Here is a 25,698-nt window from a genome sequence, read left to right as displayed (position 1 = left end):
TTCGCCCCACTGCATGCAGGAACATCGCCCGCGCCAGCGGAGCTTTCCCCATCCAAGCCCGTCATCACGATTCCGATCGAGCGAGGCTTCGGGAAGATCCCGGAGCGGAGCCGCCCCGTCGCACCGCCTCTTCCGACCCCGCCCGCCGTTCAACCCAAGCCTTCCATACCGTCCCGGCCGCCGGCGCAGACCGAGAAGCCGCCTGTGCCCGTCAGCCCGGTCATCCAGGAGTCGCCCATGCCGTCCAGACCTTCGGTCACACCCGCCGCCCCACCGCCTCAGGACATGCGCCCGCCGGTCTCTCCGGAAATCGCAGCCGCTCCCGTTCTTTCTTCGCCGGACGGGCTGATAGCGGGCTGGCTGGAGGCGCAACAGGCGGTCGCGGCAGCGCACGAGGCGTTTCTGCGCCGCAGCGACGAGATCCTCCGTCTCCAGGCAAAAGCCTTGGAACTTGTTCTTGGCGCTTCCGAGGCGGGCGGGCACGACATCGAGCACACGCATACATATAATAATCAATCATATATTGCGACTCAGTCTGCGGTTATCCAGCCTTTGCACCCCCCAAAAACGGCCGGACCGGTCTTCCTCGACCGGGCCGGCTCGATGGAGTTCGCGATCGGCAAGATCGGAAAGGCCCTCGGCCCCTTCTTCGCCGAGATCGATTCCTACCCGACGCGGGTCCGGCTGCCCGACGAGCCTCTCAACTTCGTCGACCGCATCCTGTATTGCCGCGGGGAAAAGGGGTCGCTCACATCCGGCGAACTTGCGACCGAGCACGACGTGCTGCCGGGCGCGTGGTATCTCGACGGCGACCGCATGCCTACGGGCCTCGCGGTCGAGGCGGGCCAGGCCGACCTGTTCCTCTCGGCCTGGCTCGGCATCGACTTCAAGACGAAAGGCATCGCGAAATACCGTCTGCTCGACGCGACCGTCACGTTCCACGGCCCCCTGCCCCGCCCCGGAATGACGGTCCGCTACGACATTCGCGTCGACCGGTTCATCCGGCAGGCCGACACGTATCTGTTCTTCTTCGAGTTCGACGGCACCGTCGAAGGGCGGCGGCTGATCACGATGCGCGACGGCTGCGCCGGCTTCTTCACCGACAAGCAACTCAACGACGGGCGCGGCATCGTTCTCACCGATGACGACGTCCGCATCGAGCATCTCCAGCGGCCGCCCGAGCTCGACCGGCTCGCCCCAATGAGCGTCGAGTCCTTCGACGACACGGCGATCGCGGCCCTCCGCCGGGGCGACCTCGCGGCCGCGTTCGGGGCTGACTTCGCGAATCTTCCCGTCCGCAACCCGCAGACGCTGCCGGCCGGCAAGCTGGCGATGATCGACCGCGTCACGCTGATCGACCCGAAGGGCGGCCGGTTCGGCCGCGGCCTGATCAAAGCCGAGATCGACATTCCGAAGGACGCGTGGTTCCTGACGAGCCACTTCATCGACGACCAGGTCATGCCCGGCACGCTGATGTACGAGTCGTGCATGCAGTCGATGCGCGTGTTTCTGCTGCGCATGGGCTGGCTCGCCGAGTCGCCGGAGAGCAGCTTCGAGCCGATTCCGGAAGTGCGCAGCCGCCTGCGCTGCCGCGGCCAGGTCATTCCCGGCACGAAGAAGGCGTTGTACGAGATCACGATCAAGGAGATCGGGTATGATCCCGAGCCTTACGCGCTCGCCGACGCGCTGATGTTCGCCGACGGCCGCATGATCGTCCAGTGCCTCGACATGTCCATCCGCCTCACCAACACGACCCGGGAGCGGGTCGAGTCGATCTGGGCCGCGAAACGCGCCGCCACGGTCTTCACGACCGGCACGACGCGGGAAGTAGGCCGTCGGCGCCCGGATGGCGCTGTCCAGACGGCCCCGCCGTCTCTGCCGAACGTCGCGGCGCCGGTCCGCGAACTCTTCACGGCGCAGCAGATCCTGGAATACGCGGTCGGCAAGCCCTCGCTCTGCTTCGGCGACGCCTACCGCGAGTTCGACGCGAACCGGTTCCTGGCGCGCCTGCCCGGCCCGCCCTACCTGTTCCTCGACCGCATCACCGCCCTGACGGCGCCGGCGCTCAAGATGGCCGCCGGCGGAACGGTCCAGGGCCAGTATGACGTACCGCCCGACGCCTGGTATTTCCGGGCGAACCGGCAGAACAGCATGCCGTTCTCGGTCATCCTCGAGTTCCCGCTCCAGGTCTGCGGCTGGCTCGCCGCCTACATGGGTTCGGCCATGACAAGCCGCGAGAACCTGCATTTCCGCAACCTCGACGGCAACGCCATCCTGCACGAAGACCTGCGGCGCGACGCCGGCACGCTCACCGCCGACATCGCGGTCACCAAGGTCGCCCAGTCGGGCGGCATGATCATCCAGGGCTACACGTTCAAGGTCACGCGCCAGGGCCGGACGGTCTACGAAGGCGACACAGTGTTCGGCTTCTTCACCGAGGACGCGCTGGCCAACCAGGTCGGCATCCGCGGGGCGCAGTTGTACACCCCGACCGCAGCGGAAACGGGCCGCCACGTTCCCCCGCCCGACTGGCCGGACGCCGCTCCACTGCACCCCGGGGACGCGCATCAGCCGCCGGAAGACGGCCTCGCGCTTCCCGCACGTTCGTATCGCATGCTCGACTCGATCGACCTGTTCGTGCCCGACGGCGGGCCGAAGGGGCTGGGCTTCCTGCGGGGTACGAAGCGGGTCGACCCCGGCGAATGGTTCTTCAAGGCGCATTTCTACCAGGACCCGGTCATTCCCGGCTCGCTCGGCCTCGAGGCGTTCCTGCAGCTGCTCAAAGCCTCGGCCCTGCACCGCTGGAAAGACACGCTTCCGGCCGGGCCGTGGCATTTCGAGCCGTTCGCGACGGGCGCGCGCCACTCCTGGTCGTATCGCGGCCAGATCATCCCGACGAACAGCCTGGTGACGGTGGAAGCCGTGATCGACGCGGTCGACGACGAACAGCGCCTGGTTCGCGGTTCAGGATACTTGCACGTCGACGGCCGCGTGATATATAACATGAGGGAATTCGCCATCCGGTTGGTTCCGGGCCTCTGAGGTCCGCGAGGCGCCAGTCGCGAGGCCTTCAGAAAGGCATTTTCGTCACCCCATGAAATTCAGCCGCGTGTTTCTCGAATCGATCGGCTACGAGCTGCCGCACAACATCATCACCTCGACCTGGATCGAGGAACGGCTTTCCCCGTTGTACAAGAAACTGTTCCTCCAGCCCGGCCAACTCGAAGCCCTGACGGGAATCCGCGAGCGGCGCTGGTGGGACCCCGGGCACCTGAACTCCGACGGCGCCGCGAAGGCCGCGCAGAAGGCGATCGCCGAGTCGGGCATTCCCGAGGAAGAGATCGGGGCCGTCGTGTACGGCGGCGTCTGCCGCGACAACTTCGAGCCGGCCACGGCCTGCGGCGTCGCGGCGCAGCTTGGCGTCAAGGCATCGACGGTGATTCACGACGTGTCGAACGCCTGTCTGGGCGTCATGACCGGCATCATCGATGTGGCGAACCGCATCGAGCTCGGCCAGATCAAAGCCGGGATTGTCGTCGCCTGCGAGACCGCCCGCGAGATCACGACCATCATGATGGACCGCATGCTCGCCGAGGGCACGATGGAGTTCTTCAAGGGTGCGCTCGCCACGCTCACCGGCGGTTCGGGCGCGGTCGGCGTCGTCCTCAGCGACGGCTCGTACGGCCCCGGCCGGCCGCAACTGCTCGGCGCCGTCACCATGGGCGCGCCCGAGCATCATCGCATGTGCCGCTGGGGCGCGGACACCCACGTTCCGCCTCGCGCGCCGCAGATCATGGAGACGAACGCGATCGGCCTTCTGAAGCACGGCAGCGAACTCATTTCGCGTATCGGCAAGGCGTTTTATTCCGAGATGAACTGGGCGGCCGGCGAGGTCGACCGGCTGATCTCCCACCAGGTCGCCTCCGCGAACCGCGATGCGATTCTCCAGGGGCTCGGACTCACGATCGACAAGGATTTCTCGACGTTCCCCTACCTCGGCAATATGGGCACCGTTTCTCTGCCGGTGACCGCCGCCATCGCGATGGAGCGGGGCGTTCTGAACCCGGGCCTGAAGGTTTCCTTCATCGGCATCGGAAGCGGCCTGAACAGCATGATGCTGGGCTGGCGGTGGTAACGGACATACGATATGAGCGAGTATAAACCTTTTCATATAGAAGACTTCCGCCATCTGTACCCGTTCAAGAGCAACTGGTTCGAGAACAACGGCATTCGGCAGCATTATCTTGATGAGGGCGAAGGTCCGCCGATCGTCATGGTGCACGGCAACCCGTCCTGGTCCTTTCTGTTCCGGGCGCTCGTTCCCGCATTCCGGCACGACCACCGGGTCATCGTCCCCGACCATATCGGTTGCGGTTTGTCGGACAAGCCCGATGCGAAGCGGTACTCCTATACGCTCGAGCAGCGCATCCGCGATCTCGAGGCCCTGATCGCTCACCTGGGCGTCACGCAACCCATCACCCTCGTATTGCACGACTGGGGCGGCGCGATCGGCATGGGCTTCGCGAACCGGCACGCCCTGCAGGTGAAGCGGCTGGTGCTGATGAACACCGGCGCCTTTCCGCTGCCCGATGAGATGGAGTTTCCCTGGCCTCTCTGGATTTTCCGCAACAGCAAACTCGGGGAATGGCTCAACCGCGGCCTCAACGCGTTCGCCGAGATCGCGGCCCGCACCTGCACCCGCACCCCGCTCAGCGAGGAACTGCGGCGGGCTTTCACCGGGCCCTACGATTCGTGGGCGAACCGGGTCGCAACGACCCATTTCGTGCAGGATATCCCGCTCAGGCCCGGCGACCCCTCATGGGGCACGATCAAGCAAATCGAAAGCGGCCTCGCACAGTTCCGGAAAACGCCGACGCTCATCTGCTGGGGCCAGCGCGACTTCATCTTCCGGCGGGCGTTCTTCAATACCTGGCGTAAACATTTGCCCCAAGCCGAGACGCACTCGTTCCCCGAAGCCGGACACTACCTGCTGGAAGACGTCGGCGAAAAGGTCATCGGCCTGATGCGCGACTTTTTCACCAGACACCCGGTCTGACCCATGAAGGTCGGCATCATCCGCTGTCAGCAGACGGAGAGCATGTGTCCGGGCTCGGCATGTTTCGTTTTCGCCGCCCGCGGGAAGGGCGCGTTCGAGGAAAACGGGCCGTGCGAGATCGCCGGGTTCGTCTCCTGCGGCGGCTGTCCCGGAAAGAATGTCGTTCCACGGGTGAGCATGATGATCGAGCGCGGGGTCGAAGCTATCGCCTTCGCTTCCTGCATGAAGCGCGGCACGCCGATCGGGTTTCCCTGCCCGCACTACGCGGAAATCCTCAAGGCCGTCCAGGAAAACCTCGACAAGCCCGTAAACATTCTCGAACACACGCACTGATTTGTGTAATATACTGATTATTATTATATGAATATTCATACCACTCCCGTCAACATGGCGACATTCGTCCGGCACTGGGCGGAACGGCTTTCGAGCAAGCGGGCGGTGGTTTTCCCGCACGGTCGCGACGGCGATGGCCGGGTTTCCTACACCCATCTGACGTTTCGTCAGCTCGAAGAGGAAAGCAACAGATACGCGCGCGGCCTGCAGAAGCTGGGCGTCCGGCGCGGCATGCGGACGGCGCTGATGCTGACGCCGAGCCTCGAGTTCTTCGCGGTCACGTTCGCCCTGTTCAAGCTCGGCGCGGTGGTCGTGCTGATCGACCCGGGCATCGGCATCCACAATCTCGGCAAATGTCTCGGCGAAGCCGCGCCCGAAGCGTTCATTGGCGTCACGAAGGCGCACGCGGCCCGCAAACTCCTGCGCTGGTCGCCTGCCTCGATCCGCATCTGCGTGACGAAAGGGACGCGGCTCTTCTGGGGGGGCAGCACGCTCGCCCAGGTCCGCGACGCCGACGCGACGCCCTTTCCCATCGAAGATATGGGCGACGAGATGGGCGCGATTTTCTTCACGAGCGGAAGCACCGGCATCTCGAAGGGCGCCGTCTACACCCACAACATCCTGACCCACCAGGTGCGGTTCATCCAGGAACTATACCGGTTCGACGAGCACGACGTCGACCTCGCCACGTTCCCGCTGTTCGCACTTCTCGACGTCTGTCTCGGCACGACGGTCGTCATTCCCGACATGGATGCGACCAAGCCGGCCCAGGCCGACCCGGTGAAGCTGATCGAGGCGATCGAGAACAACGGGGCGACCGTGATGTTCGGCTCGCCCGCTCTCGTCAACACCCTGAGCCGCTACGGGGAAGCGCACGGCATCAAGCTTCCGACGCTCCGCACGGTCATCTCCTGCGGCGCGCCGGCGCGCAACGACGTCCTGGCACGCTTTCAGAAGATGCTTCCCGAATCGACCCAGATCCACACGCCGTATGGTGCGACCGAGTCGCTTCCGGTCAGCAGCATCGGCAGCCACGAGATTCTCGGCGAGACGGCCGCAGAAACCGCGCGCGGCGGCGGCACCTGCGTCGGCCGCCCCGTTCCGGAAGTCACCGTCCGCATCATCCGCATCACGGACGATCCGATTCCGGCTTGGTCCGACGACCTCGTCCTGCCGACCGGCGAGATCGGCGAGATCGCCGTCAGCGGCCCGATCGTCACCCGCGAGTATTACAAGCGTCCCGAGGCGACGGCGCTGGCGAAGATCCGCGCCGACGACGGGACGATCTGGCACCGCATGGGCGACTGCGGCCGCATCGACGCGTCCGGAAGGCTCTGGTTCTGCGGCCGGAAGGCACATCGCGTCGAGACCGGCAGCCGCACGCTGTTCACGATTCCCTGCGAGGCCGTCTTTAACCAGCATCCAAAGGTGTTCCGCACCGCCCTGGTCGGCATCGGCCCGCGCGGCAGTCAGACCCCCGTCCTCTGCGTCGAGCTCGAGAAAAGCGCCGGCGCCCTCGATGAAACGGCCCTCGCAACCGAGTTGCGGGCGCTCGGCGCCACGCACTCCCATACCCGTGACATCACCCGAATTCTTTTCCACCCCGCCTTTCCGGTGGATGTCCGGCACAACGCCAAGATCGGCCGCGAACAGCTTGCCTTGTGGGCGTCAGAAATCGTTCGCGCACAATCACCGGCCTGACAATGCCGAATTCGCTTCCTGCATTTTTTGTACTGCCACATACCGTTTGAAACTATCTTTTTCATCCAGCACCACCGTCCCTGAAGGGACTGCCCGTTTTTCTTCTCGACGCATTTGAATCGTGATATTCTTCGACGAACGTCAACCGATGAAGAACATTCCCAGGAGAAACCAGATGAACGCAGATCCATTACCGCATCCGGGCCTGAAGGACTCCCGCAAAATCCTCGTCACCGGGGGCGGCGGCTTTCTGGGAAAGGCGATCGTGAAGATGCTGCGCGAGCGGGGGCTGCCGGTGCGGAGCTTTTCGCGGGGCCGGTATCCGGAACTCGAGCAGATGGGCGTGGAGTGCGTGAACGGGGATCTCGCCGATCCGGCCGCCGTGCTCGAGGCGTGCCGAGGGTGCGACCTCGTGTTTCACGTCGCCTCGAAGCCCGGCATCTGGGGTTCGTATGACGAGTATTACAAGCCCAACGTCGTCGGCACGACGAACGTCGTCGAGGCCTGCAAACAGCTCGGTATCCGGCGGCTGGTCTATACCAGTTCGCCGAGCGTCGTCTTCGACGGGAACGACATGGAGAACGCGAACGAGTCGGTGCCGTATTCCGACCACTATGAAACCCATTATCCGAAGACGAAGGCGATCGCCGAGAAGCTCGTGCTCGCCGCAAACGGCCCGCAGCTCGCCACGGTTTCCCTGCGGCCGCACCTGATCTGGGGACCCGGCGACAATCACCTGGCGCCGCGCATGGTCGCGTCAGCAAAAGCGGGCCGGCTGGTGATGATCGGCGACAACAAGAACAAGGTCGACACGGTCTACGTCGACAACGCCGCCGACGCCCACATCCTTGCGGCGGAGCGGCTCGAGCCGGGCTCGCCCATCGCCGGCAAGGCGTATTTCATCTCGAACGGCGATCCGCGGCCCCTGTGGGACATCGTGAACATGATGATCGGTGCCGCCGGCCTGCCGCCGCTGACGCGTTCTATATCACCCACGATAGGCTGGCTGATCGGCGGGGCGATGGAGCTCGTCTATGGGCTCTTCCGACTGAGCGGCGAACCGCGGCTGACCCGGTTCATGGCGCGGGAGATGTCGACCGCCCACTGGTTCGACCTGACCGCCGCCCGCCGCGACCTCGGCTACGAGCCCCGCGTAGGCATCGAGGAGGGTATGCGGCGCCTCGCCGACTGGATCAGATCCGGAGCGATGAAGGAAGTGTGAAGGGCCTTCCTCACTCTTTTACCGGGATGCGGGAGAGCTCGACGAGGCGGTCGATGTAGGTTGAGCCGAGCTGGCTCGTCGCCAGGGCCCGCTTCACCGGCGGCAGGCGCAGGACGGCGCCGATCAGGGCCGCCATCGCACGGTGGCTGAACTGAAGCCGGTTGTCGAAGATGAAATTCTGAAGCTTGCCGCGTTCGACGGCCATGCGAACGACCCGCTCGGCGGTATCGACCGGGGTGATCGGGCCGCGCTCGTGCCTCGACAGGCGCAATGCGCCGAAGGGGCAGCCGCGCACGCAGACGCCGCAACCGAGGCAGAGTTCGGCATTCAGTCGGGGCCGGCCGTCATGCAGTGTCCAGGCGTTCACCGGGCAGAGTTTCTCGCACCGGCCGCACGCCCGGCACAGCCCGTCACCGGCAAGTCCGGGAAGGAACGGGGCGGGATGAACCGGCGTGAGCGCCGAGAACTTCCTGAATCCGACCAGCGCCTCGCAGCAGCAGCCGCAGCAGTTGCAGATGAAGTTCACGCCGGTGCGCACGTTCTCGCCGAACTGGACCAGGTGATGCTCGCGGCTCATTCCGATCACGCGCATGGCTTCGTCTTTCGAGATGGCTTTCGCATGGCCGTGCCGAACCAGCGAGTCGGCGACCATGTTCAGCGTCAGGCAGGTTTCCTGCGGCGCATCGCAGGCCTTTCCGAGATGCTCCATCTTGTGGCGGCAGTAGCAGGTGCCGATGCCGATGGCCGTCGCGTCGGCGATCATGCGGGAGGTGCGCTCCCAGTCGAGAACTTCGAGCGCAGGTCCCGGGGGCAGCGCCTCCTCGTCGACGAAGACCCGGCCGATATGCGTTGTTCCGCCGACGATGAGGTTTCTGATGAACTCGTCCTCGACGTTGATATACTGGTAGAACAGCTCGCTGAGCACCTTCTGGTCGAGGTCATCCCGGACGCGCATCAGGGAAAACTCGAAAAAGCCCGCCATCGGGGGCGGCAGGACATACACGAAGCCGTCGGGTCCCGGGATATCGACCAGCAGGGCACGATGCGCCAGCTCGTTCAACACTCCCGCCGCGCCCGCCTCGTCCATCTTCCAGCGTCCGGCCGCAGCCGAGACGGTGAAGGGCCTGAGCGGCAGAAGCGAGATCAACTCCGCCTCGCGTTCCGATACGAGCATGCGCAGAATGGCGGCAAGCAGGTCGGATGGAGGCGCGCCCTGCGGATGCCGGTTCAGGCGTTCGCTCAGGCGTGCGTAGGCGCCTTTCATCGTATGGTGCGCCATATTCTCTCCGATATCCAATCTCCCGGAAAGTATACCTCGTTCCCGGTCCGTTCGCCAGATAGGGGCGGTGTTGCGCAGGGAAGAGGGAACCGGCTATGATGGGGCATCTTACCGGAAGGAAGCGGTGGAAAGATGCGCATCAAGCTCGCGAAGACGGCGGGATTCTGCATGGGCGTGCAACGGGCCATCGACATGGCGCTGCGCACGGCGGAATCTGCTTGTGACGGGAAGCCGATCTACACCTGCGGTCCGCTGATCCATAATCCGCAAGCCGTCGCCGAACTGGAAAGCAAAGGGGTCCGGAGCATCGCCGACTGGCGGCCGGTGGGCGAAGGCACGATGATCATCCGCGCGCACGGCATGCCCATCGAAGAGATCGGGGAAATGCGCGCGCGCGGCCTGACGGTCGTCGACGCCACCTGTCCCCACGTGGTCTCGAGCCAGAATCGCATCAAGAAGGCAGCCGAAGAGGGCTATTTCGTCGTCATCGTCGGCGACCCGCGTCATCCCGAAATCCTGAGCCTGCAGAGTTTCGCCCCGGGCAACCACCTGGTGATCTCCTCGGTCGAGGAGGTCGGAACGCTCCCGGCGGTGCCGAAAGCGATCGTCATCGCCCAGACGACGTTTCACGAAAAGCAGTATGCCCTGATCGCGAAAGCCGTTTCCGAACGAATTGCCGACTGCCGCATCGTCCAGTCGATCTGCAAGGCGACATCCAACCGTCAGGCCGAGGTGGAACGGCTCGCTTCCGAGGTCGATGCGATGGTCGTCGTCGGCGGTCGGGACAGTGCGAACACGCGACGGCTCGCTGAGATCGCGGAAGCGAGAGGCGTCCGCACCGTTCACATCGAAACGGCGGGCGAGCTCGACCCCGCGTTTTTCCGGGGCGCGGAAACCGTGGGCGTCACGGCCGGGGCATCGACGCCGGCCTGGATCACCCGGTCCGTGATCGAGCGCCTCGAAACGTTTTCCTCCTGACCGTTTTCACCTGCGCTCCGCCCCGTCCCGAAGCACGCCGGCGTCGGATCTTGTATATCGTAGTCGATTTTTTACTTTTCCGGCCCTGAACCTTCGCTCTGTCGGGCTCTCTTGCATCGGGAGAGGTTTTACGCTATACTCAAGATGAAGGGTTCGGGTTCTCATCCGAAGGCTGTAAGAATGGTCGGGCCGCCATTCGCTGAACGCGGATGGCGGCTTTGTCTTGTACCGAGACGACCGCCTCCAGCCCGTTGCGTACCGTTGCGCTCCGGCGCGAACGGCGCAGACGCTGTCTGAACGGAGGCTCCCATGTCCGACCTCGATATGAACCAACAGGACCCGAACGAACTCAAGGCCAAGCTCGTCTTCGCCGTCGTCGCGATTCTCCTGATCGGAGGCGCGAAGGTTTTCTTCGGCTGGTAAGCGTCACGCTCCCGCCCGGTATTCCAGGAGGATGCAGGTCATGTCGTCCGCTTGGGGCTTTCCGGCCCGGAAGGCCGTGCAGGTGCGATGCAGCTCGCGGCATCGCGACCTGCCGTCGGCCCCCTCGACCCTGGCGACGAGCGAGGCCAGAGCCGAATAGCCGAGCGGCTCATCACCCACGCCCATGGTTTCCGGAAAACCGTCGGTGAAGAACCAGACGCGGTCGCCGGGCTCGAGATGAGTCTCCTCGCACCGGTAGACGGCATTGCGCCGTGTTCCGAGCGGGTATCCAAAGCCGGTCGAGAGTTCGGAGGCCGCCGTCGCGCCTTTTCTGACGAGCATCGGCGGGCAGTGTCCCGCGTTGCAGATCCTGAGCAGGCCTGATTCGACCTCCAGCAGACCGTAGGACATCGACATCATGAGCCGGCGGCTCATCGCCGTGAAGATCATCTCGTTGAGTCCCGTCAGCACGCGGGCCGGGTCGGGATCGCGCCGGCTCTCCACCGAGACGAACCCCTTCGCCATCGCCATGAGGAGGGCCGAGCCCGCGCCGTGACCGGCGACGTCGCCGATGAGGATCACGATGCGTCCCTCTCCGATATCGAAGTAGTCGAAATAATCCCCGCCGAGTTCGGTCGCCGTCTGGCAAATGCCCGTCACGGACGCTCCGCCGACCAGGAGGGAATCGGCGGGGAACAGGCGCTCCTGGAAGGCTTTCGCGGTCGACAGTTCCTCGAGCCGTTCCAAGGCCTGGTTGAACGAGACGGTCAGGGAACCGAATTCGTCCTGGTCGAGCACCGGGAGCCGGGTTCTATATCGCCCGTTACGCATCGCATCGACTCCCGAGGTCAGCACGGCGACCGGGCGCAGGATCTGCCGCGCGAGGGCCGCCGCAACGCCGAGCGAGAGGAGGAAGCAGAGCGCCCCGCCCCACAGGAGGTCCGAGCGCAGTCCGTCCACGGACTCCGTCAGCCGATCGAGCGGCAGGGCCTGAATGAGCGAGTATTCTTCGAGATCGCGCCCCGGGACGCCGCCCACGAGCCACCTGGCGCCGTCGAATGATATTTCCTCATATAGTTCCGTGCGTCTCGATCGCAGCCGCTCGACGAAGCGTTTCAGCCAGGGGACGCCGTGCGCTCCCTCGGGAATCGTGTAACTCTTCTGCCAGTCGTGAACGGCGAACAACCGGCTGTGCGGGACGAGGCGCTGGCGGTGGAGGATGTTCTCGCGCAGATATCTGCAGGCGAGATCCCGGGGCGTCCACGTGAGGAAGAACGCGCCGGCGGCGCCCCCGGAGGCGTTGAGGATGAAATTCATGTACATGAACTTGTCCCCGTCGCCGTAGTTGAGATGCGTCACCTGGCCGCGCGCGCGGATGACCCCCGTCATCATCCTGCGCGCCGTTCGGTCGTCCAGAATGAGCGAGGCGAAGACGATCTTCTCCTTCTCCTCCTCGGGGATCCCGACGGCCCGGTTGTATCGGCGTATCAACTCGGTGCCGATGGCTTCGAGCAGGGTTTCCCGCTCGCCGCTGTGATCCGACAGGGCGATCGGCCTGATCATCGCTCCAGACTTCATGATGACGACGGGGGTGTTTGCCTGCAATTCCTTCGACATTCGGCCGAGCTTGGCCGCAAACCGCTGTACGTCGAACACTTTCCCCGGCAGGTAGCATTCGTCCCGGAGTCTCGTCATGCGCGAGGCGTAGCCCCGCCCGAACCGGAGGAAGCCGCCTTCGATCGCCCGAAGGCTTTCCTGGAGCTGGCGCCGTCCGGATTCGACCAGAACGTCCCGGGTCTTTTGAAGGTTGTCGTAGCCGATGACGGCCAGACCGGACAGCGGAAGTCCCGTCGCCATCGAGAACAGCACCATGAGCCTGAGCCGGAGGGCGATGGGCACCTTCCAGCCGACCACGAAGAGGCCGAAACTGAGGCCGGAAAGGCCAAGGAGCAGGATTACGGACAACGCGCCGCTTCGCGACAGGACGGTATCGCCCCGGTGGGACACGTCGAGAGCCGCCTCTCCCCAAAGCCGCCAGTTCATGTCGAGCGGGAGTTTCATGAACAGCCGGTTATCGCGTACGCACCAGGCGTCTTCGGAGGAATCTTCGAGCCAAGCCAGCGCTTCCCGGCGCCGTTGGCTCTCGCGCGATTCGGCGACGGGCGAGGAGGCGCCGAACCGGGAAATGCCGAACCTGATTCCGGATTTCCTGCGGTTTGCCTTCGCAATCAGGAGTTTCTGGAACTGCCATTTGCGCAAGGCGTTTCTGTTCATCAGCCCGAGAAGCCCGACACGCCTGCCGAACCAGAAGCCGAAATACGTGCGGAGACCCGCCGGATTGACTTCCACGACGCGCTCCTGGATCGGCATCGACGAGAGTTCGAGAAACGGCGGAGCGTCGCTGATGAAGTATGTAAACAGATTGATATTTTTCTTCAGGAACGCCTTGTTGACGAACCCGCTGCCGTCGCTTCCGATATTCCTGCACAACTGCCGGATCTGATACGCCGAAACCCCCATCGGAAGGCGGGGCGGCCAGATAACCGATTTTCCGTGATCGACAACGAAGATCTCGAACAGTCCGGGCGCCAGCCGTTCCAATTTTTCGCACAGAACCGCGGCGGCTTTTTTCGGGTCGGCGGATGCGTCGATCCGCTCACCAAGTCGTTTCAGCTCCCTGTAGGCGAACGCGGTTTCCTCGCTTCTGGCGCGCAGTCGCTCCAGGATGTCGCCCGTTCGCCGGGCGACCGCCGCCGCGTGGAGATTCCAGTTCCGTTCGTAGGCGTGCCGGATTCCCAGATTGATCAGGAACAGCGGAAACGCGAAAAAGAACACACAGACGGCGATCCATCGGACAAGCCTGGCCGGGAGAGAACCGCCTTCGACGTTCATCCGGATGCCGGAACGTTACCGGTCGCCACCCGGGCCGCCATCCTCGCCGCCGGCGGCACGGCACGCCTCGTCGAGATTCGGCGCGGATATAGACATAGGTATTATTCCCGACAGGACCATGACCCTGCGCTGGAGTTCGTTCAACCCGACGAGAACCAGTTTTCCGCCGAAATCCTCGACGATCCGGATCACGATCTCGAGCAGACAGGAGACGCCGAGGCTGTTGATGCTGGTGCACTTCGAAAAATCGAGAACCATGCCGCGCGCGCCGCGGCAGAGAAGCCCTTCGAGCAGCTGCTGGAGCTGTAGTCCGGTCTCGCCGTCGAGGTATCCGTCGAGCCGGACGATGACGCAGTTCGGCCTGTTCTCAATCGTCAGGGTGAGTCCGGGCATTGGGGGTGACCGCCTTTCGGGGGTATCCTAGCACACGCCCGATGCTACCGCAAACCGGCGGCGGCGGCCCGTCTGGCGAACCAGGAACCGTCATCGTTCTTCCGCATCAGGATGAGGGCCCCCTTGAATCGTTTTCCCAGCGACGGCACAGGGTCGTAATCGCGGCAGGGCACGCGGAAGACTTCGCCGGTCTCGGCCTCGATCTTGAACTCGTCGGCCGACGAACGTTCTTCACGCACCCATCCGTCAACCTGCCTGATCTGGAGCCGGCCTCCCGGGATCGAAGACGCCGATCGGGACGCGGTCTGAGAGAGGGACTCGCCGCCCGTCCCCGGGATGACGTTCCAGGCGACGGCAGCGAAAACGAGGACAACGAAGACGGCGACCGCCGCCACGACCGTCTGGCGGCTCGACTCGTCCCCGCGGGGAGGGGGCGGAGGGTCTGAGGATGGAATCTGCTTCTGAAGTATCTTGAACGCATACGCCGGAGGGGTCGTCGTCCGTTTTTTCGACTCCCGTTCCGCCCGTTCCTGCAGTTCGCTCTCGACTTTGCCGAAGTCATGGGAAAGCCGGCCGGAACCGGCAAGAAAGGTCATCATCTCACGCCGAGTCTTTCGAACATACCCGGCAGCTTCGACGGGCAGGCGTTTTTCGAGGAGATACAGGCGATACACCCCTTCCGGATCGGCGTTCGTCTGGAACAGGCACAGGCCCGTCTCGAGCAGGTCCCCCGGCGGGTTCGTCTCGAGCAGCTCCGCGAGAGCTTCCCTGACGAGGGAAAACTCGACATGCACGAGGCTGGCGATCCCGAGTTTCTGGTGTTCGATCTGCCTGCTCCGGAGCATCGTCTTCAGAGCCGAAACGGCCTGGAGGGGATCCGAGCGCTGGAGAACACGCACGGCGGCCGATTTGACGCGAGGTTCCGTCGAGGCCAGGAAGCGACCGAGGAGCGGTTCGATGTCGTCCGGGGCGAATTTTCCGAGATACTCGACGGCCGCCGCAACGACGCCGGGGTCGGAACCGTTGAGCGCCCGACGCGCCGAGGGGGCCTGGGTCTCGACCGAACACCTGGTCGCTGCGCGAAACGCGGCTGCGACGAGAGCGGGGGACGTTTTATCCATAGCAGATAATATACGTACGATCTCCCGGCTGGCCTTTTCCCTGTCGTCGGGGGTGAGAAGAGCGAGCAGCTCGAGGTTGTCGGCCGGCGTTCCCTGCTTCTCCCCGGCGGGGGGGGCCGCCGTCGGCGAGGAAGCGTTCACGGCTTCCGCGTTTCTGCCGGGCGGAGCCGGGCTCGCCGTCGCGGGAGCAGAGCCTGCCTCCGCGGGGCGCGCGGAGAGAGGCGATTCGCCGGAGGCCGGAGACGCGCCGCCAACGGCCTTCACGAAGAGAGCGCGGGCGGCGGGGGGCATCGGCAGGGTCGCAAGATCCTGCAAAGCCTTCCACAGGACGGGGCGATTCCGGGCGCGTTCGATCATCACCGTCAACTCGTGATCGATGCCGCGACCGTCCGCCGACCGGGCAACGATATCCTGGGCCAGTCCGGCCGCGGCGCGCCTGTCGATCCACTCCTGGAGGCGGTCGCGATATTTCTGAAAATCGGCCGGGGAGAGGAGCGTGGCTCCGACGGCACGGCAGGACGCCGCGACCAGGCGCTTGAGCACCTCGGCCCCCTGGGGTGACGCGCGTTCGGAAAGTTCGTACAGTCTGAACGGAGCCTCCAGGGAGGGGTTGATCTCGAACAGCGTCCCGTAGGCCGTCAGGCGCCTGGGGTCGGTTTCGACGGCCATCGCCTTCAGCAGGAGCTGCATCACGTCTTCGAACCGCGCGTGGAAACAGCATCGCAGGCCCTCGAGACGGCGGGACGGGTCGGCGTCGAGGAGGAGGGCTTCCAGGTGCGCGAGCGCCTCATCGCGGTCGACCTCCGCGAGGGCCCTGACCGCGGCACCTCGGACGCGAGGACTGCCGGAGGTCAGGAGGGCCGGAAGGGCCGGGAGGAGGAGGTCCGGCTTGCGCTGCCGGAGCGTTTCGAGTGCGGCAAGACAAACCGGGACGTTGTCCTGCGAAACGTACGGCACGAGGGTGTCGAGGCTGCGTTCCGGCCATGCCCGCCCGAAGATGCGGATCATCGCGGAGGCGACGAGCGGATGCCGTTCGCGTGAAAGCCGCTCGGGAGCATCTCCGGCGAGCTCTTTTCTCTTTTCCGGGGACAGTCGGCCGAGCCATTCCAGACGTTGCGCCGGGCTGCCGGCCCACCCCGCCCAGGGGCCTTTCGTTTCGGCCGGCCCAGGGTCGGATAGCGCCGCTGGTCCGGCCGGGCCTCCGGCGAATCCAGATATGATCTGTCGGAGAATCTCCCGCGTTTCCGCATCGTCCTCGCGGGCGGCGATGTCCGCCAGTTCAGCCGCGGCCGAGGCGGGGGGCGGATCGAGAAGCATCTGAACCGCGGCCATCCGCCTGATATCGGCGATGGGGCTGTTCAGATCAAGTCGCCACCAGAATTCCGCGTCCATTCCGACTCCCGATGTCTCCGCCGCAACCGTCCGGCATCTCCGTTTCCGCCCCATGTTACCATAGAACGTATCAGCGGCGTATCGAATGCCGACGGGCAGCATATTTTGTATATCACTTCATATACTTACCGGGAGACACGCTTCAACGTCATGTCAAAAGCCTCGAAGGTCGGGAAAACGTCATCGCCGAAATCGCGTTTCCGCCGAGTTCTGCCGTGGCTATTCCTTCTCATCGCCCTCGTCTGCCTCGCCGTCGGCGTCCGGCATTTCTGGCCTCACCGGGGCGCCCCGCCCCCGTCCAAAGGCGGCTGGCCGCCCGAAATCGAGGCGAAGCGGCAGACCGAATCCGAACGCGGCCTCGTCTACGCCGGTCTTCCGCGACCGGCACAGAAGGACCCGACGCTGACGATACTCCGCAACCAAGGATACGTCGCAGGATACTCGGATTTCAGACAAAACCCCCTGTGGGTCGGCTACAGTCTCGAAGGCTCGGCGAAAGGCCCCGCCGGGAAGCGGCCGTCGAAGTTCGAGACCGATCCACGCACCCAGAGCAGAGTCCGCCACGAGGAGTTCACCTCGACGGGATACGACCGCGGGCATCTCGCACCCAACGCAGGAATTGCCGCCCGGCTGGGCTTCGAGGCTCAGAAAGAGACGTTTCTGCTGACGAATATCGTCCCCATGGAGCCCGACCTGAACAGGCGCGTCTGGCAGAAGCTCGAGCGGCTCGAGTCGGACGTCTGGGCGCCCCGGTTCGGCAAGGTGTGGATCCTGACGGGGCCGGTGTTCGACGATGACCGGCAGCTGCTCGGCGAAGCGAACGACCGTGACAGGAGCCGCTCGCGGGTCGAGATCCCCGATGCGTTCTACAAGATCGTGATCGACGAGGACGGCCGGGACGTGCGGGTCCTCCCGTTCCTCGTTCCGCAGAACGTTCGAGGGACCGAAACGCCGCGCCAGTTTCTCACGAGCATCGACCGGATCGAACAACTCACGGGGTTGGATTTCCTGTGGGCGCTCAACGATCCGCACGAAGACGCGATCGAAAAAATGGTTCCTTCAAATATCTGGTAATATCGTTCATTTTCGTCTTTTCCGCCGGTGCGACTTTTTTCGTCGTCCACCAAACCCCTGCGGCTCGGGTATGTCCGGGGCGGGAGGCGGGAGAATTCCGCCCAACCCCGTCGGCGTCCAGGAAGGAGTCCCGCTGAGCCTGGGCTTCGGTACGGGCGGATCGTCGATCGGTCGGATGTCCCCAACCCCATTCTCGAAGGCGTCGGGATCGTCGATGATCCTGCGTCCGAGCAACCGGGTAAGGACAAAAGCCCGGAATACGGGAACGCCGGGTGTCGGCGACTTGTCGGATACGAGGAAACGGTCGCCGTTCACCAGCATGATTTCCACGGCGAACTGACGCTTCGGCGAAGAGAGGGAGAGGACCTTGTTGATGCGGATGTCTCGAATGTCATCGAACCAACCGATCAATCGCCGGGTTTTCCAGAACGCCCATCGGGAGTGATACTCGATAGCCCCGGCATCGACATCGAAAACATAGTATTCATCCACGAGAAAATGCCACAGACCGAAAACGGTGACGACGATGGACGTGCAGTCGAGCAGGATCAGATAGAGAACACGCGGATTCTCGGCAAGGAATTTCCACTCCGTGCTCACCGCATACCAGGTTGTCACGCCGAAAAAAGCGACGACCAGCGCCAGAATGAACATTTCGAATCTGGTCGTCATATCGGCTTTCACCTGTTTTGGCTCGATCATGCCGAGGCCGAGACTGGAAAAATACGTTTCCAGCAGGGATTTCTCGAGATCGCTCGGATGCTCCGAGGCGTCCCTGAGCCTGGAGATTTCCGTTTTCCATGCGTAGAAGGGAATTTCACCGAGATGGCGCCAGGGACACACCGGACACCCGAGAAGGTCCGCCAGTTCCAGGGCACGGGTGCGTTCCCGTTCCAGAATCGCAAAAAGATGATCGGTGGCCTTGACCGGGTCGAAGACAGGCAACACGAGGCCGCTGCCGAATACGAGAACGACCTGGAACTCCATATAGTAGTATCGATATAAAAGAGGCCATCCTCTCTGCATGCCGCGCACGCTGACTGCGGCGATCTCCTTGAACGCGATATTCCGCCTGCGCACGAAGAGGGGGGTCATCTCTTCATGTACGATCGTTCGCGCAGCGGTATCGATGCGATATTCGCTTTTCGCATGCCGGATAAGGACGGCGGCGGCAATGAAGCCGATGATTGCATCCGTGATGACCCAGGATGGAATCGCCTCGATGCCCTTCATGCGCAACAGCAGCACCACGATCACGATGCTGCCGCAAACGGCGAGAATTCCCCGAAGCAGCGTCCCAAGGAATGTTCGCTGTTCGATGACGATCGTCGAATCGCGTGTTGCCGGCTCGATGCCAACCGGAGCATCCGTACGCGAACGTTCATCCGGTTGCACGCTCACCGCATCGGGAACGCGCAGCAGGGGCCAATGTTCGTAGAGTTTCAACGCCACTCCGATCAGGAGCAGCATTTCCAGGAAAGCACTCAGTCCGTTGTCGGCAATGTGCAACATGGCGAGAAGCCCCAGAAACCCGATGCCCATGACGGAAATACCAACAAGCAGAAAGAGCATCACGAGAAGAATCTTGTGGATGACCCAACGAAGACGTTCCAGATGCGTGCTCCGTCTGTTTCCGGCATCTTCATCCGCCACATTCGTTCGACGCGGATGCTTTCGGGATTTCGTATCGGACGAGGGAACGTCGTCCGCACATTCCAGAGACGAAGCATCGGTCGATGTCTCGCTCGGAATCTTGTGACTCAACGAGTCATCGATCTCCTCGGCCGTTACGAGATAGATGAATGCCGGCAGGAGCACCATGACGAAGAACACGACAACGATTTCCATATTCGCACCAGACTACCTCCACATCGCAGATGTCGCAACCGTGCAGGCGTGCATGGGGAGTTCCGGTCCGTGTCTGCTCATCCCAGCGAAAAGAAAGGAGCGTGACTCGAAGTGAAGAAAGGCGGATCGCGACGGAGGATGGGACGTATCGCCGCATTGCGGCGGAATTCAGCGTCGAGAAAGCGACGGACGGCGCCGCGGTTCCATCTGCGGGGATGAGTGAATTCGAGATACAGGGATAGATCCCCTTCTGAAAACGGCCTGATGTCGAGGCCAGCCGTTTCCTCGGCACACACCGGAAGGTTGAAGATGGCGAGATTGAGGAAACCGATCGTCCCGGCATGGCCGGCAACCCAGGCAAGGGTGCGACGGGCGGCCGCTTCATCTTCGGCAGGCGTTCCGAACAGCAGATAGACGTATGTGCCGATCCCCGCCCGGTGAAGTTTTGCGAGGATGTCTTCGGCGACGTCGAGCCGAATGCCCTTGCCCAACGCGTCCAGAACGTCCTGATCGCCGGATTCGAGGCCGAGCTGGAGCATCGCGCAGCCCGAGCGCGCAAGGCTTTCCGCCACGCCGTCTTCGGCAAGGAACGACTCGAACCGGGCGAATCCGAACCAGGGAATCCCCGGAGGATTCACGGGCAGAGCACGCAAAAACGCTGGGGAAAGGGCGTTGTCGAGCCAGTGGATCATGCGGGGCTTCATCCGCTCGGTCATGCGATGAACGTCCTGCAGCAGCGCCCGCGGCTCTGCCGGCCGCCACGCGTTTCCTTCGGCCTTTTCCGGGCAAAAGGAACAGCGCCGCCAGTAGCATCCGGACGCGGTCGACACGGGAAGAACCACCCCCGGAGATAAGTAGTCGGGAAGCGGGAGGAGATCGAACGCGGCATGACGAGCGACGTCTGCCATCCTTGTCGAAACCGGCGTTCCGATTTCAACATCAGATGATATTTTCTTTTTTGCGATACGAATCAAAGCGGTCTCCCCCGGGCCTGACACCATCTCATCGAACAGCCCGCCAAAGGGCGAACGCCAGCCGGGGCGCGACATCCAGGTCGTCACGAGGCCGCCGCCCGCCACCAGACGGGCTCGCGGCGCGATGCGACGGACGAGCCCGGCAAAGGCGAACGCGCTCAGGGCCTGCGAGAGATAATTGAGGGAGATCCCGATCACCCCGGGCATCTTCTCCTCGAGAATCTCCTCGAACCGAGGCCTGAGCGCCGCCACGTAGGGGTCATCCAGCGGCTGCGCCGCGGCCCGGAGCAGGTCGGCGCTCCGTGTCGGCCGCAGGAAGTCGTCCGTCGCATCGACCAGGCCCAGATGACGGCCGGTTCCCCTCCATGGGCCTTTTTCCAACAGGCGATCCAGGTCCCCGACAACCCGGCGGTAGGTATCGGGATTTGCGAACGCCGTTCCGTCGCGCAGTCGGCGAAGATGTTCGCCACGGTCTCTCGCGGCCCGCCTCGTCCAGGTGTCGACCTCCGCCGATGCCGGAAACTCCCGGATCAGTGTCAGCTGCCCCTCGAGGTTGGCGTCCCAGAGGCGGCACGCCACCCCCGCGGCCCGGAGGACGCCCGCCAGCATCGCGATTCCCGCCGGCGGCTCACAGGCGCGCACCGTAGGCGGATGGATGAGAAGCACCGTTTCGTCCGGGACGAGGCTCATCCGGGGCTGTCCACTTGCGGCTGCGCCGCCGGCATCGCGTTCTTCAACACTCGCTTCCAGCGTCCCGACCTGTAATACAGCAGGCTGACGGTCATGGCCGCGCCGAAGCTGACGACCACCGCCCACCAGATACCTTTCTGATGGTGCCACGCCCGCGAAAGGGCGACCGCGATCGGGAGTCTGATGATCCAGAGGCCGAGCAGCGAGAAGAACGTCGTCGCCATCGTGTCGCCGGCCCCATTGATGACGCCGTTGCTGACGAACATCACCGAGAACAGCAGATAGCCGATCGAGGTGATCCGGAGGTATTCGCAGCCGATCTCGATGCTCGCCCGGTCCGACAGAAACGCCCGCATGACTGTCTCGGGCAGCAAGAGAGCGACCGCAGCGGCAAGCCCCCCCGACACGAGACACATCGCCACGCCCGCGCGGAACGCCTGGTCGACCCTGTCGAACAGTCTGGCGCCGATATTCTGGCCGGCGATGCTGGAAACGGCCGTGCCGATGCTCATCGCGGGCATGAACGCCAGCTGGTCGATCCGCATGCCTGCGCCGAATGCCGCCGTCACATCCCGGCCGAACCCGTTCACGAGGCTCACCAGGACGACCATGCCGAACGACACCAGCCCCTGCTGGATCATCGAGGGAACCCCGATCTTCAGCAATCTCCAGCCGACGGCGATACTCGGCGTCAGCAGCCCTCTTCCCGGCATCGCGATATGGCGTCTCGCGCGCAGATACAGCCCGAGGGCGATGAGAGCGCCGATCTGGGTCACAAGGGTCGCGACGGCCGTTCCGTTCAGCCCCATGCGGGGCGCCCCGGCGAGGCCGAAGATGAGCACCGGATCCAGCACGATCGTCGCGATCACCGACCCGGTCTGGAACCAGAGCGGCGTTTTCGAGTCGCCCACGCCGCGCAGCAGCGCCGTCAGCAGAAACAGGCCGAACATCACCGGCACCGTGAACGATAACAGGCGCAGATACGGCACGGCCAGCGGCAGGACGTCCGGGGCCGTTCCCATCAGGCGAAGCAGCGATTCGGCCCCTTCGTGGCCCGCGACGAGGCAGACGATCGAGAGGCCGATCGTCAGGGCAACCCCCGTATCGACGATGACCCTGACCCCGGAATCGTCCTTCGCCCCGTAGGCCTGCGACGCCATCACCGAGGCGGCCATGCCGAGGCCATTCGCCATCGCCATCATCAGGAACAGCGGCGGGAAGCAGACGGTCACGGCCGCCAGCGCCTCGTTCCCGAGATACTTGCCAACCCAGACGGCGTTGATGATGTTATACGAGGTCTGCAGGAGACTCCCGGCGAGCATCGGCATGGAAAACGCAATCAGGTGCTTCCAGATGCTTCCGCTCGTCAGATCGACCCCGCGCGCTCCGGGTGCCGCCCGCCTCGCAATTGCGCCGGATGCTTCCGGCCCGGCCGGCGTCGTCTGCGAAGGTTCCGTTTCCGTCCGCTGTGTCTGCATGTGTTGGCTTTCCGAACCGGCGCACCGGCCCAAACGGTGAATATTTACTAATACGTTTATTTAAGGAATTCCCGTCCCAGCCGCCGGGCTTCGTCGAGAAGTTCGTGGCGCCCGAGCACGTCGCCGTGTTCGTGGAGATCCGGGGCGACGAGCGTCGAGACGACGTTCATGCCCACGGCTTTCAGGGCCCGGGCGTTCAGCTCGAAAGAGGTGTCGAACGCGTGCCGTTCCGGGCTTCCCTGAGCGTAGATCATGGCGGTGCGTTTCCCGGCGCCGAGCCGGTGGGTGAAATCGGAGTTGAGGAAGCTGTAGAACCGGTCGATGAGGGCTTTCGTCTGCGCGGAAACCTGGAAGAAGTAGACGGGCGACCCGATCACGATGCCCGCGGCCCTGGGGATCTCGAGCAGGACCGGCGCGAGATCGTCGTTGATGACGCAATGATCGTGCGTCCTGCAGTATCCGCACGCCTGGCAGGGCGTCACCTTCATGATGTTGAGGTAATGGATCTGCGACTCGCCGCCGGCTTCGGCGACCCCTTTCATGAACCGCTGCATCAGGATGCCCGTGTTGCCGTCCCGCTTCGGACTTCCGACGAATCCATGGATTCGCTGCATGTCACATCCTCCAATCCAGTATTGGTCGTGGAAGTATACCAGAAGCCGCGACCTGCGACGTCGCATTGTGCGTCGCACGTTTCAGGACAGGCCCTCCCGCCGCTCGCGGCGCCTTCCCGTGGCTGCCGCGATGCGCATCTGATGCAGTCGTTCATAGATGCCGACAGGTTGGCACGGTCGTTGCTAATAACAGGTCGAACAGCTTCACGCCGTCGCAGGACGGCGTCGTGCGATTTCACACAGGAGGACACACCCATGGCACGCATCATCGGTATCGACCTCGGCACCTCGAACTCGGCGGCATCCGTCGTCGAAGGCGGCAAACCGGTCATCATCCCAAGTGCGGAAGGGCTCTCGATCGGCGGCAAGGCGTTTCCCAGCGTCGTCGCGTTCACGAAGGACGGCCAGCGACTGATCGGCGAACCAGCCCGGCGCCAGGCAGCCACCAACCCCGACCGCACCATCATGGCGATCAAGCGCAAGATGGGCACGAGCCACAAGGTCACGATCGACGGCAAGAGCTACACCCCGCAGGAGATCTCGGCGATGATTCTGCAGAAAATCAAGCAGGACGCCGAAGCCTTCCTCAACGACAAGGTGACCGGCGCAGTCATCACCGTCCCGGCCTATTTCGACGACGCGCAGCGCCAGGCGACGAAGGACGCCGGGACGATCGCCGGCCTCGAAGTGAAGCGCATCGTCAACGAACCCACCGCGGCTGCGCTGGCCTACGGCCTCGACAAGAAAGGTGACGGCAAGATCCTCGTGTTCGACCTGGGAGGCGGCACGCTCGACGTCACGATCCTCGAAATGGGAAACGGCGTCTTCGAGGTTCTCTCGACGAACGGCGACACCCAGCTCGGCGGCACCGACATGGACAAGGCTCTGATCGATCATGTCATCCGCGATTTCAAGAACCGCGAAGGCATCGACCTGTCGAAGGATTCGCAAGCGCTCATGCGCGTGCGCGACGCGGCAGAAAAGGCCAAGATCGAGCTGTCGACCACGACGACGACGGACATCAATCTGCCCTTCATCACCGCAACGGCCGAGGGGCCGAAGCACCTGATCATGACGATCACCCGGGCCAAACTCGAAGAGCTGGTCAGCCCGCTGCTCGACCGCTGCCGCGGTCCGCTCGACAACGCGCTGCGCGACGCGAACCTCACCCGCCAGGGCGTTGACCATATCATCATGGTCGGCGGCCCCACCCGCATGCCCTGCGTCCAGAAGCTGTTGAAAGACCATTTCGGCAAGGAACCGGAGCGCGGCGTCGATCCGATGGAGTGCGTCGCGATGGGCGCGGCCGTCCAGGGCGGCATTCTGCAGGGCGACGTGAAGGACGTCCTCCTGCTCGACGTGACTCCGCTCTCGCTCGGCATCGAGACGCTCGGCGGCGTCATGACGAAGCTGATCGACCGTAACACCACCATTCCGACCCGCAAGAGCCAGGTGTTCTCGACCGCCGCCGACAATCAGCCGGCCGTGACCGTTCACGTTCTGCAGGGCGAGCGCGGCATGGCGAGTGACAACAAGTCGCTCGGACGGTTCGACCTGGTCGGCATTCCGCCCGCGCCGCGAGGCGTTCCGCAGATCGAGGTGACGTTTGATATCGATGCGAATGGAATCGTGAACGTCTCGGCGAAGGACCTCGGCACCGGCAAGAAGCAGGAAATCACGATCACCGGCGGCTCGGCCCTGCCAAAGCAGGACATCGAGCGGATGATCAGGGAGGCCGAGGCGCACGCGGCCGAGGACGAGCGCCGCAAAGCCGCCATCGAGTCGCGCAACAAGGCCGAAACGCTGGTCTATACCACGGAAAAATCCCTTCGCGAGATGGGCGACAAGATCCCAACTGCCGAGAAGAGCGAGATCGAAGCGAAGCTGGGCGATTTGAAGAAAGCCCTCGAGGGCGGCGACACCGAAGTCATCGACAAGGCCGCCGAGGCCCTGACGGCCGCCTCTCACAAGATGGCCGAGCATATCTACAAGCAGGCGGCCGAGGCCCAGCAGGCCCAGGAAGGCGCCGGATGCGGCGGAAGCTGCGGCCCCAAGCCCGGCCGCGAGACCGCCGAAGACGAAAAGGTCGTCGACGCCGAGTTCCGCAAGTCCTGATTTTCCCCTGTTCGAACGCACGCCGACTCCGGTTTCCCGGGGCCGGCGTTCATTTTTTCCTGGAGACACAGGCATCATCCATGAGTGAAATCACCATTTCATGGTATCGTGTTTC

General features: G+C 63.9%; 17 protein-coding genes. 9 read left to right on the top strand and 8 right to left on the bottom strand.

Annotated features, from left to right (window positions below; genetic code table 11):
* The 6 genes from PLU72_15530 to PLU72_15505 form a co-directional block, all read left to right on the top strand.
* Nucleotides 1-3,042: type I polyketide synthase (locus PLU72_15530; GenBank protein HOT29585.1), on the top strand; the 3,042-nt coding region annotated here is incomplete at its 5' end.
* A gap of 52 nt (nucleotides 3,043-3,094) precedes the next feature.
* A complete protein-coding gene (locus PLU72_15525; GenBank protein ID HOT29584.1) occupies nucleotides 3,095-4,135 on the top strand; it encodes a 3-oxoacyl-ACP synthase III in 1,041 nt (346 codons plus the stop codon).
* Between the two features lie 12 nt (nucleotides 4,136-4,147).
* Entirely contained in the window at nucleotides 4,148-5,056 is a 909-nt protein-coding gene (locus PLU72_15520) for an alpha/beta fold hydrolase (GenBank protein ID HOT29583.1), read from the top strand.
* A 3-nt stretch (nucleotides 5,057-5,059) separates the two neighbouring features.
* On the top strand, nucleotides 5,060-5,389 hold the full coding sequence (locus tag PLU72_15515) for a CGGC domain-containing protein (protein HOT29582.1): 330 nt from the start codon (nucleotides 5,060-5,062) through the stop codon (nucleotides 5,387-5,389).
* A gap of 27 nt (nucleotides 5,390-5,416) precedes the next feature.
* Nucleotides 5,417-7,090: a fatty acid CoA ligase family protein gene (locus tag PLU72_15510; protein HOT29581.1), complete on the top strand. Its 1,674-nt coding sequence runs from the start codon at nucleotides 5,417-5,419 to the stop codon at nucleotides 7,088-7,090.
* Between the two features lie 175 nt (nucleotides 7,091-7,265).
* Nucleotides 7,266-8,312, top strand: a complete 1,047-nt coding sequence (locus PLU72_15505; protein HOT29580.1) for an NAD-dependent epimerase/dehydratase family protein — start codon at nucleotides 7,266-7,268, stop codon at nucleotides 8,310-8,312.
* A gap of 10 nt (nucleotides 8,313-8,322) precedes the next feature.
* Here the strand turns inward: PLU72_15505 and PLU72_15500 are convergent, their stop codons facing one another.
* Nucleotides 8,323-9,591, bottom strand: a complete 1,269-nt coding sequence (locus PLU72_15500; GenBank protein HOT29579.1) for a 4Fe-4S binding protein — start codon at nucleotides 9,589-9,591, stop codon at nucleotides 8,323-8,325.
* Nucleotides 9,592-9,723: 132 nt separating this feature from the next.
* Between PLU72_15500 and ispH the strand changes: the two genes are divergently transcribed.
* Nucleotides 9,724-10,569, top strand: coding sequence for a 4-hydroxy-3-methylbut-2-enyl diphosphate reductase (ispH, locus tag PLU72_15495; protein HOT29578.1), 846 nt, complete (start codon nucleotides 9,724-9,726; stop codon nucleotides 10,567-10,569).
* A 426-nt stretch (nucleotides 10,570-10,995) separates the two neighbouring features.
* On the opposite strand, the gene PLU72_15490 is transcribed toward ispH, so the two are convergent.
* Genes PLU72_15490 through PLU72_15480 form a run of 3 tightly spaced genes read right to left on the bottom strand, consistent with a single transcriptional unit; the run spans nucleotide 10,996 to nucleotide 16,790 of the window.
* Nucleotides 10,996-13,884, bottom strand: coding sequence for a SpoIIE family protein phosphatase (locus tag PLU72_15490; protein ID HOT29577.1), 2,889 nt, complete (start codon nucleotides 13,882-13,884; stop codon nucleotides 10,996-10,998).
* A gap of 15 nt (nucleotides 13,885-13,899) precedes the next feature.
* Nucleotides 13,900-14,277, bottom strand: a complete 378-nt coding sequence (locus PLU72_15485; GenBank protein HOT29576.1) for an STAS domain-containing protein — start codon at nucleotides 14,275-14,277, stop codon at nucleotides 13,900-13,902.
* A gap of 44 nt (nucleotides 14,278-14,321) precedes the next feature.
* On the bottom strand, nucleotides 14,322-16,790 hold the full coding sequence (locus PLU72_15480) for a HEAT repeat domain-containing protein (GenBank protein ID HOT29575.1): 2,469 nt from the start codon (nucleotides 16,788-16,790) through the stop codon (nucleotides 14,322-14,324).
* Between the two features lie 150 nt (nucleotides 16,791-16,940).
* Between PLU72_15480 and PLU72_15475 the strand changes: the two genes are divergently transcribed.
* Nucleotides 16,941-17,864: a DNA/RNA non-specific endonuclease gene (locus PLU72_15475; GenBank protein HOT29574.1), complete on the top strand. Its 924-nt coding sequence runs from the start codon at nucleotides 16,941-16,943 to the stop codon at nucleotides 17,862-17,864.
* A 6-nt stretch (nucleotides 17,865-17,870) separates the two neighbouring features.
* On the opposite strand, the gene PLU72_15470 is transcribed toward PLU72_15475, so the two are convergent.
* The 4 genes from PLU72_15470 to PLU72_15455 form a co-directional block, all read right to left on the bottom strand.
* Complete coding sequence (locus tag PLU72_15470) at nucleotides 17,871-19,712, bottom strand: hypothetical protein (protein HOT29573.1); 1,842 nt, start codon at nucleotides 19,710-19,712, stop codon at nucleotides 17,871-17,873.
* 77 nt (nucleotides 19,713-19,789) lie between these two features.
* Nucleotides 19,790-21,376, bottom strand: coding sequence for a radical SAM protein (locus tag PLU72_15465; protein ID HOT29572.1), 1,587 nt, complete (start codon nucleotides 21,374-21,376; stop codon nucleotides 19,790-19,792).
* Complete coding sequence (locus PLU72_15460; GenBank protein ID HOT29571.1) at nucleotides 21,373-22,854, bottom strand: MATE family efflux transporter; 1,482 nt, start codon at nucleotides 22,852-22,854, stop codon at nucleotides 21,373-21,375. The genes PLU72_15465 and PLU72_15460 overlap by 4 nt, the downstream gene beginning before the upstream one ends.
* A 56-nt stretch (nucleotides 22,855-22,910) precedes the next feature.
* Nucleotides 22,911-23,468: a flavodoxin family protein gene (locus PLU72_15455; GenBank protein HOT29570.1), complete on the bottom strand. Its 558-nt coding sequence runs from the start codon at nucleotides 23,466-23,468 to the stop codon at nucleotides 22,911-22,913.
* A gap of 255 nt (nucleotides 23,469-23,723) precedes the next feature.
* Between PLU72_15455 and dnaK the strand changes: the two genes are divergently transcribed.
* A complete protein-coding gene (dnaK, locus tag PLU72_15450) occupies nucleotides 23,724-25,583 on the top strand; it encodes a molecular chaperone DnaK (protein HOT29569.1) in 1,860 nt (619 codons plus the stop codon).
* The last annotated feature ends 115 nt before the right edge of the window (nucleotides 25,584-25,698 follow it).

Source organism: Candidatus Ozemobacteraceae bacterium, from assembly GCA_035373905.1.
In the GTDB taxonomy this organism is placed as follows: domain Bacteria; phylum Muiribacteriota; class Ozemobacteria; order Ozemobacterales; family Ozemobacteraceae; genus MWAR01.
Note: the sequence above shows the minus strand (reverse complement) of the source record. Positions and strands in the feature narration are given on the sequence as shown.

Excerpts from the sequence above, each read along its gene's own strand:
- PLU72_15525 (HOT29584.1), top strand. The coding sequence starts at position 3,095 with ATGAAATTCAGCCGCGTGTTTCTCGAATCGATCGGCTACGAGCTGCCG.
- PLU72_15520 (HOT29583.1), top strand. The coding sequence starts at position 4,148 with ATGAGCGAGTATAAACCTTTTCATATAGAAGACTTCCGCCATCTGTAC.
- PLU72_15515 (HOT29582.1), top strand. The coding sequence starts at position 5,060 with ATGAAGGTCGGCATCATCCGCTGTCAGCAGACGGAGAGCATGTGTCCG.
- PLU72_15510 (HOT29581.1), top strand. The coding sequence starts at position 5,417 with ATGAATATTCATACCACTCCCGTCAACATGGCGACATTCGTCCGGCAC.
- PLU72_15505 (HOT29580.1), top strand. The coding sequence starts at position 7,266 with ATGAACGCAGATCCATTACCGCATCCGGGCCTGAAGGACTCCCGCAAA.
- PLU72_15500 (HOT29579.1), bottom strand. The coding sequence starts at position 9,591 with ATGGCGCACCATACGATGAAAGGCGCCTACGCACGCCTGAGCGAACGC.
- ispH (HOT29578.1), top strand. The coding sequence starts at position 9,724 with ATGCGCATCAAGCTCGCGAAGACGGCGGGATTCTGCATGGGCGTGCAA.
- PLU72_15490 (HOT29577.1), bottom strand. The coding sequence starts at position 13,884 with ATGAACGTCGAAGGCGGTTCTCTCCCGGCCAGGCTTGTCCGATGGATC.
- PLU72_15485 (HOT29576.1), bottom strand. The coding sequence starts at position 14,277 with ATGCCCGGACTCACCCTGACGATTGAGAACAGGCCGAACTGCGTCATC.
- PLU72_15480 (HOT29575.1), bottom strand. The coding sequence starts at position 16,790 with ATGGACGCGGAATTCTGGTGGCGACTTGATCTGAACAGCCCCATCGCC.
- PLU72_15475 (HOT29574.1), top strand. The coding sequence starts at position 16,941 with ATGTCAAAAGCCTCGAAGGTCGGGAAAACGTCATCGCCGAAATCGCGT.
- PLU72_15470 (HOT29573.1), bottom strand. The coding sequence starts at position 19,712 with ATGGAAATCGTTGTCGTGTTCTTCGTCATGGTGCTCCTGCCGGCATTC.
- PLU72_15465 (HOT29572.1), bottom strand. The coding sequence starts at position 21,376 with ATGAGCCTCGTCCCGGACGAAACGGTGCTTCTCATCCATCCGCCTACG.
- PLU72_15460 (HOT29571.1), bottom strand. The coding sequence starts at position 22,854 with ATGCAGACACAGCGGACGGAAACGGAACCTTCGCAGACGACGCCGGCC.
- PLU72_15455 (HOT29570.1), bottom strand. The coding sequence starts at position 23,468 with ATGCAGCGAATCCATGGATTCGTCGGAAGTCCGAAGCGGGACGGCAAC.
- dnaK (HOT29569.1), top strand. The coding sequence starts at position 23,724 with ATGGCACGCATCATCGGTATCGACCTCGGCACCTCGAACTCGGCGGCA.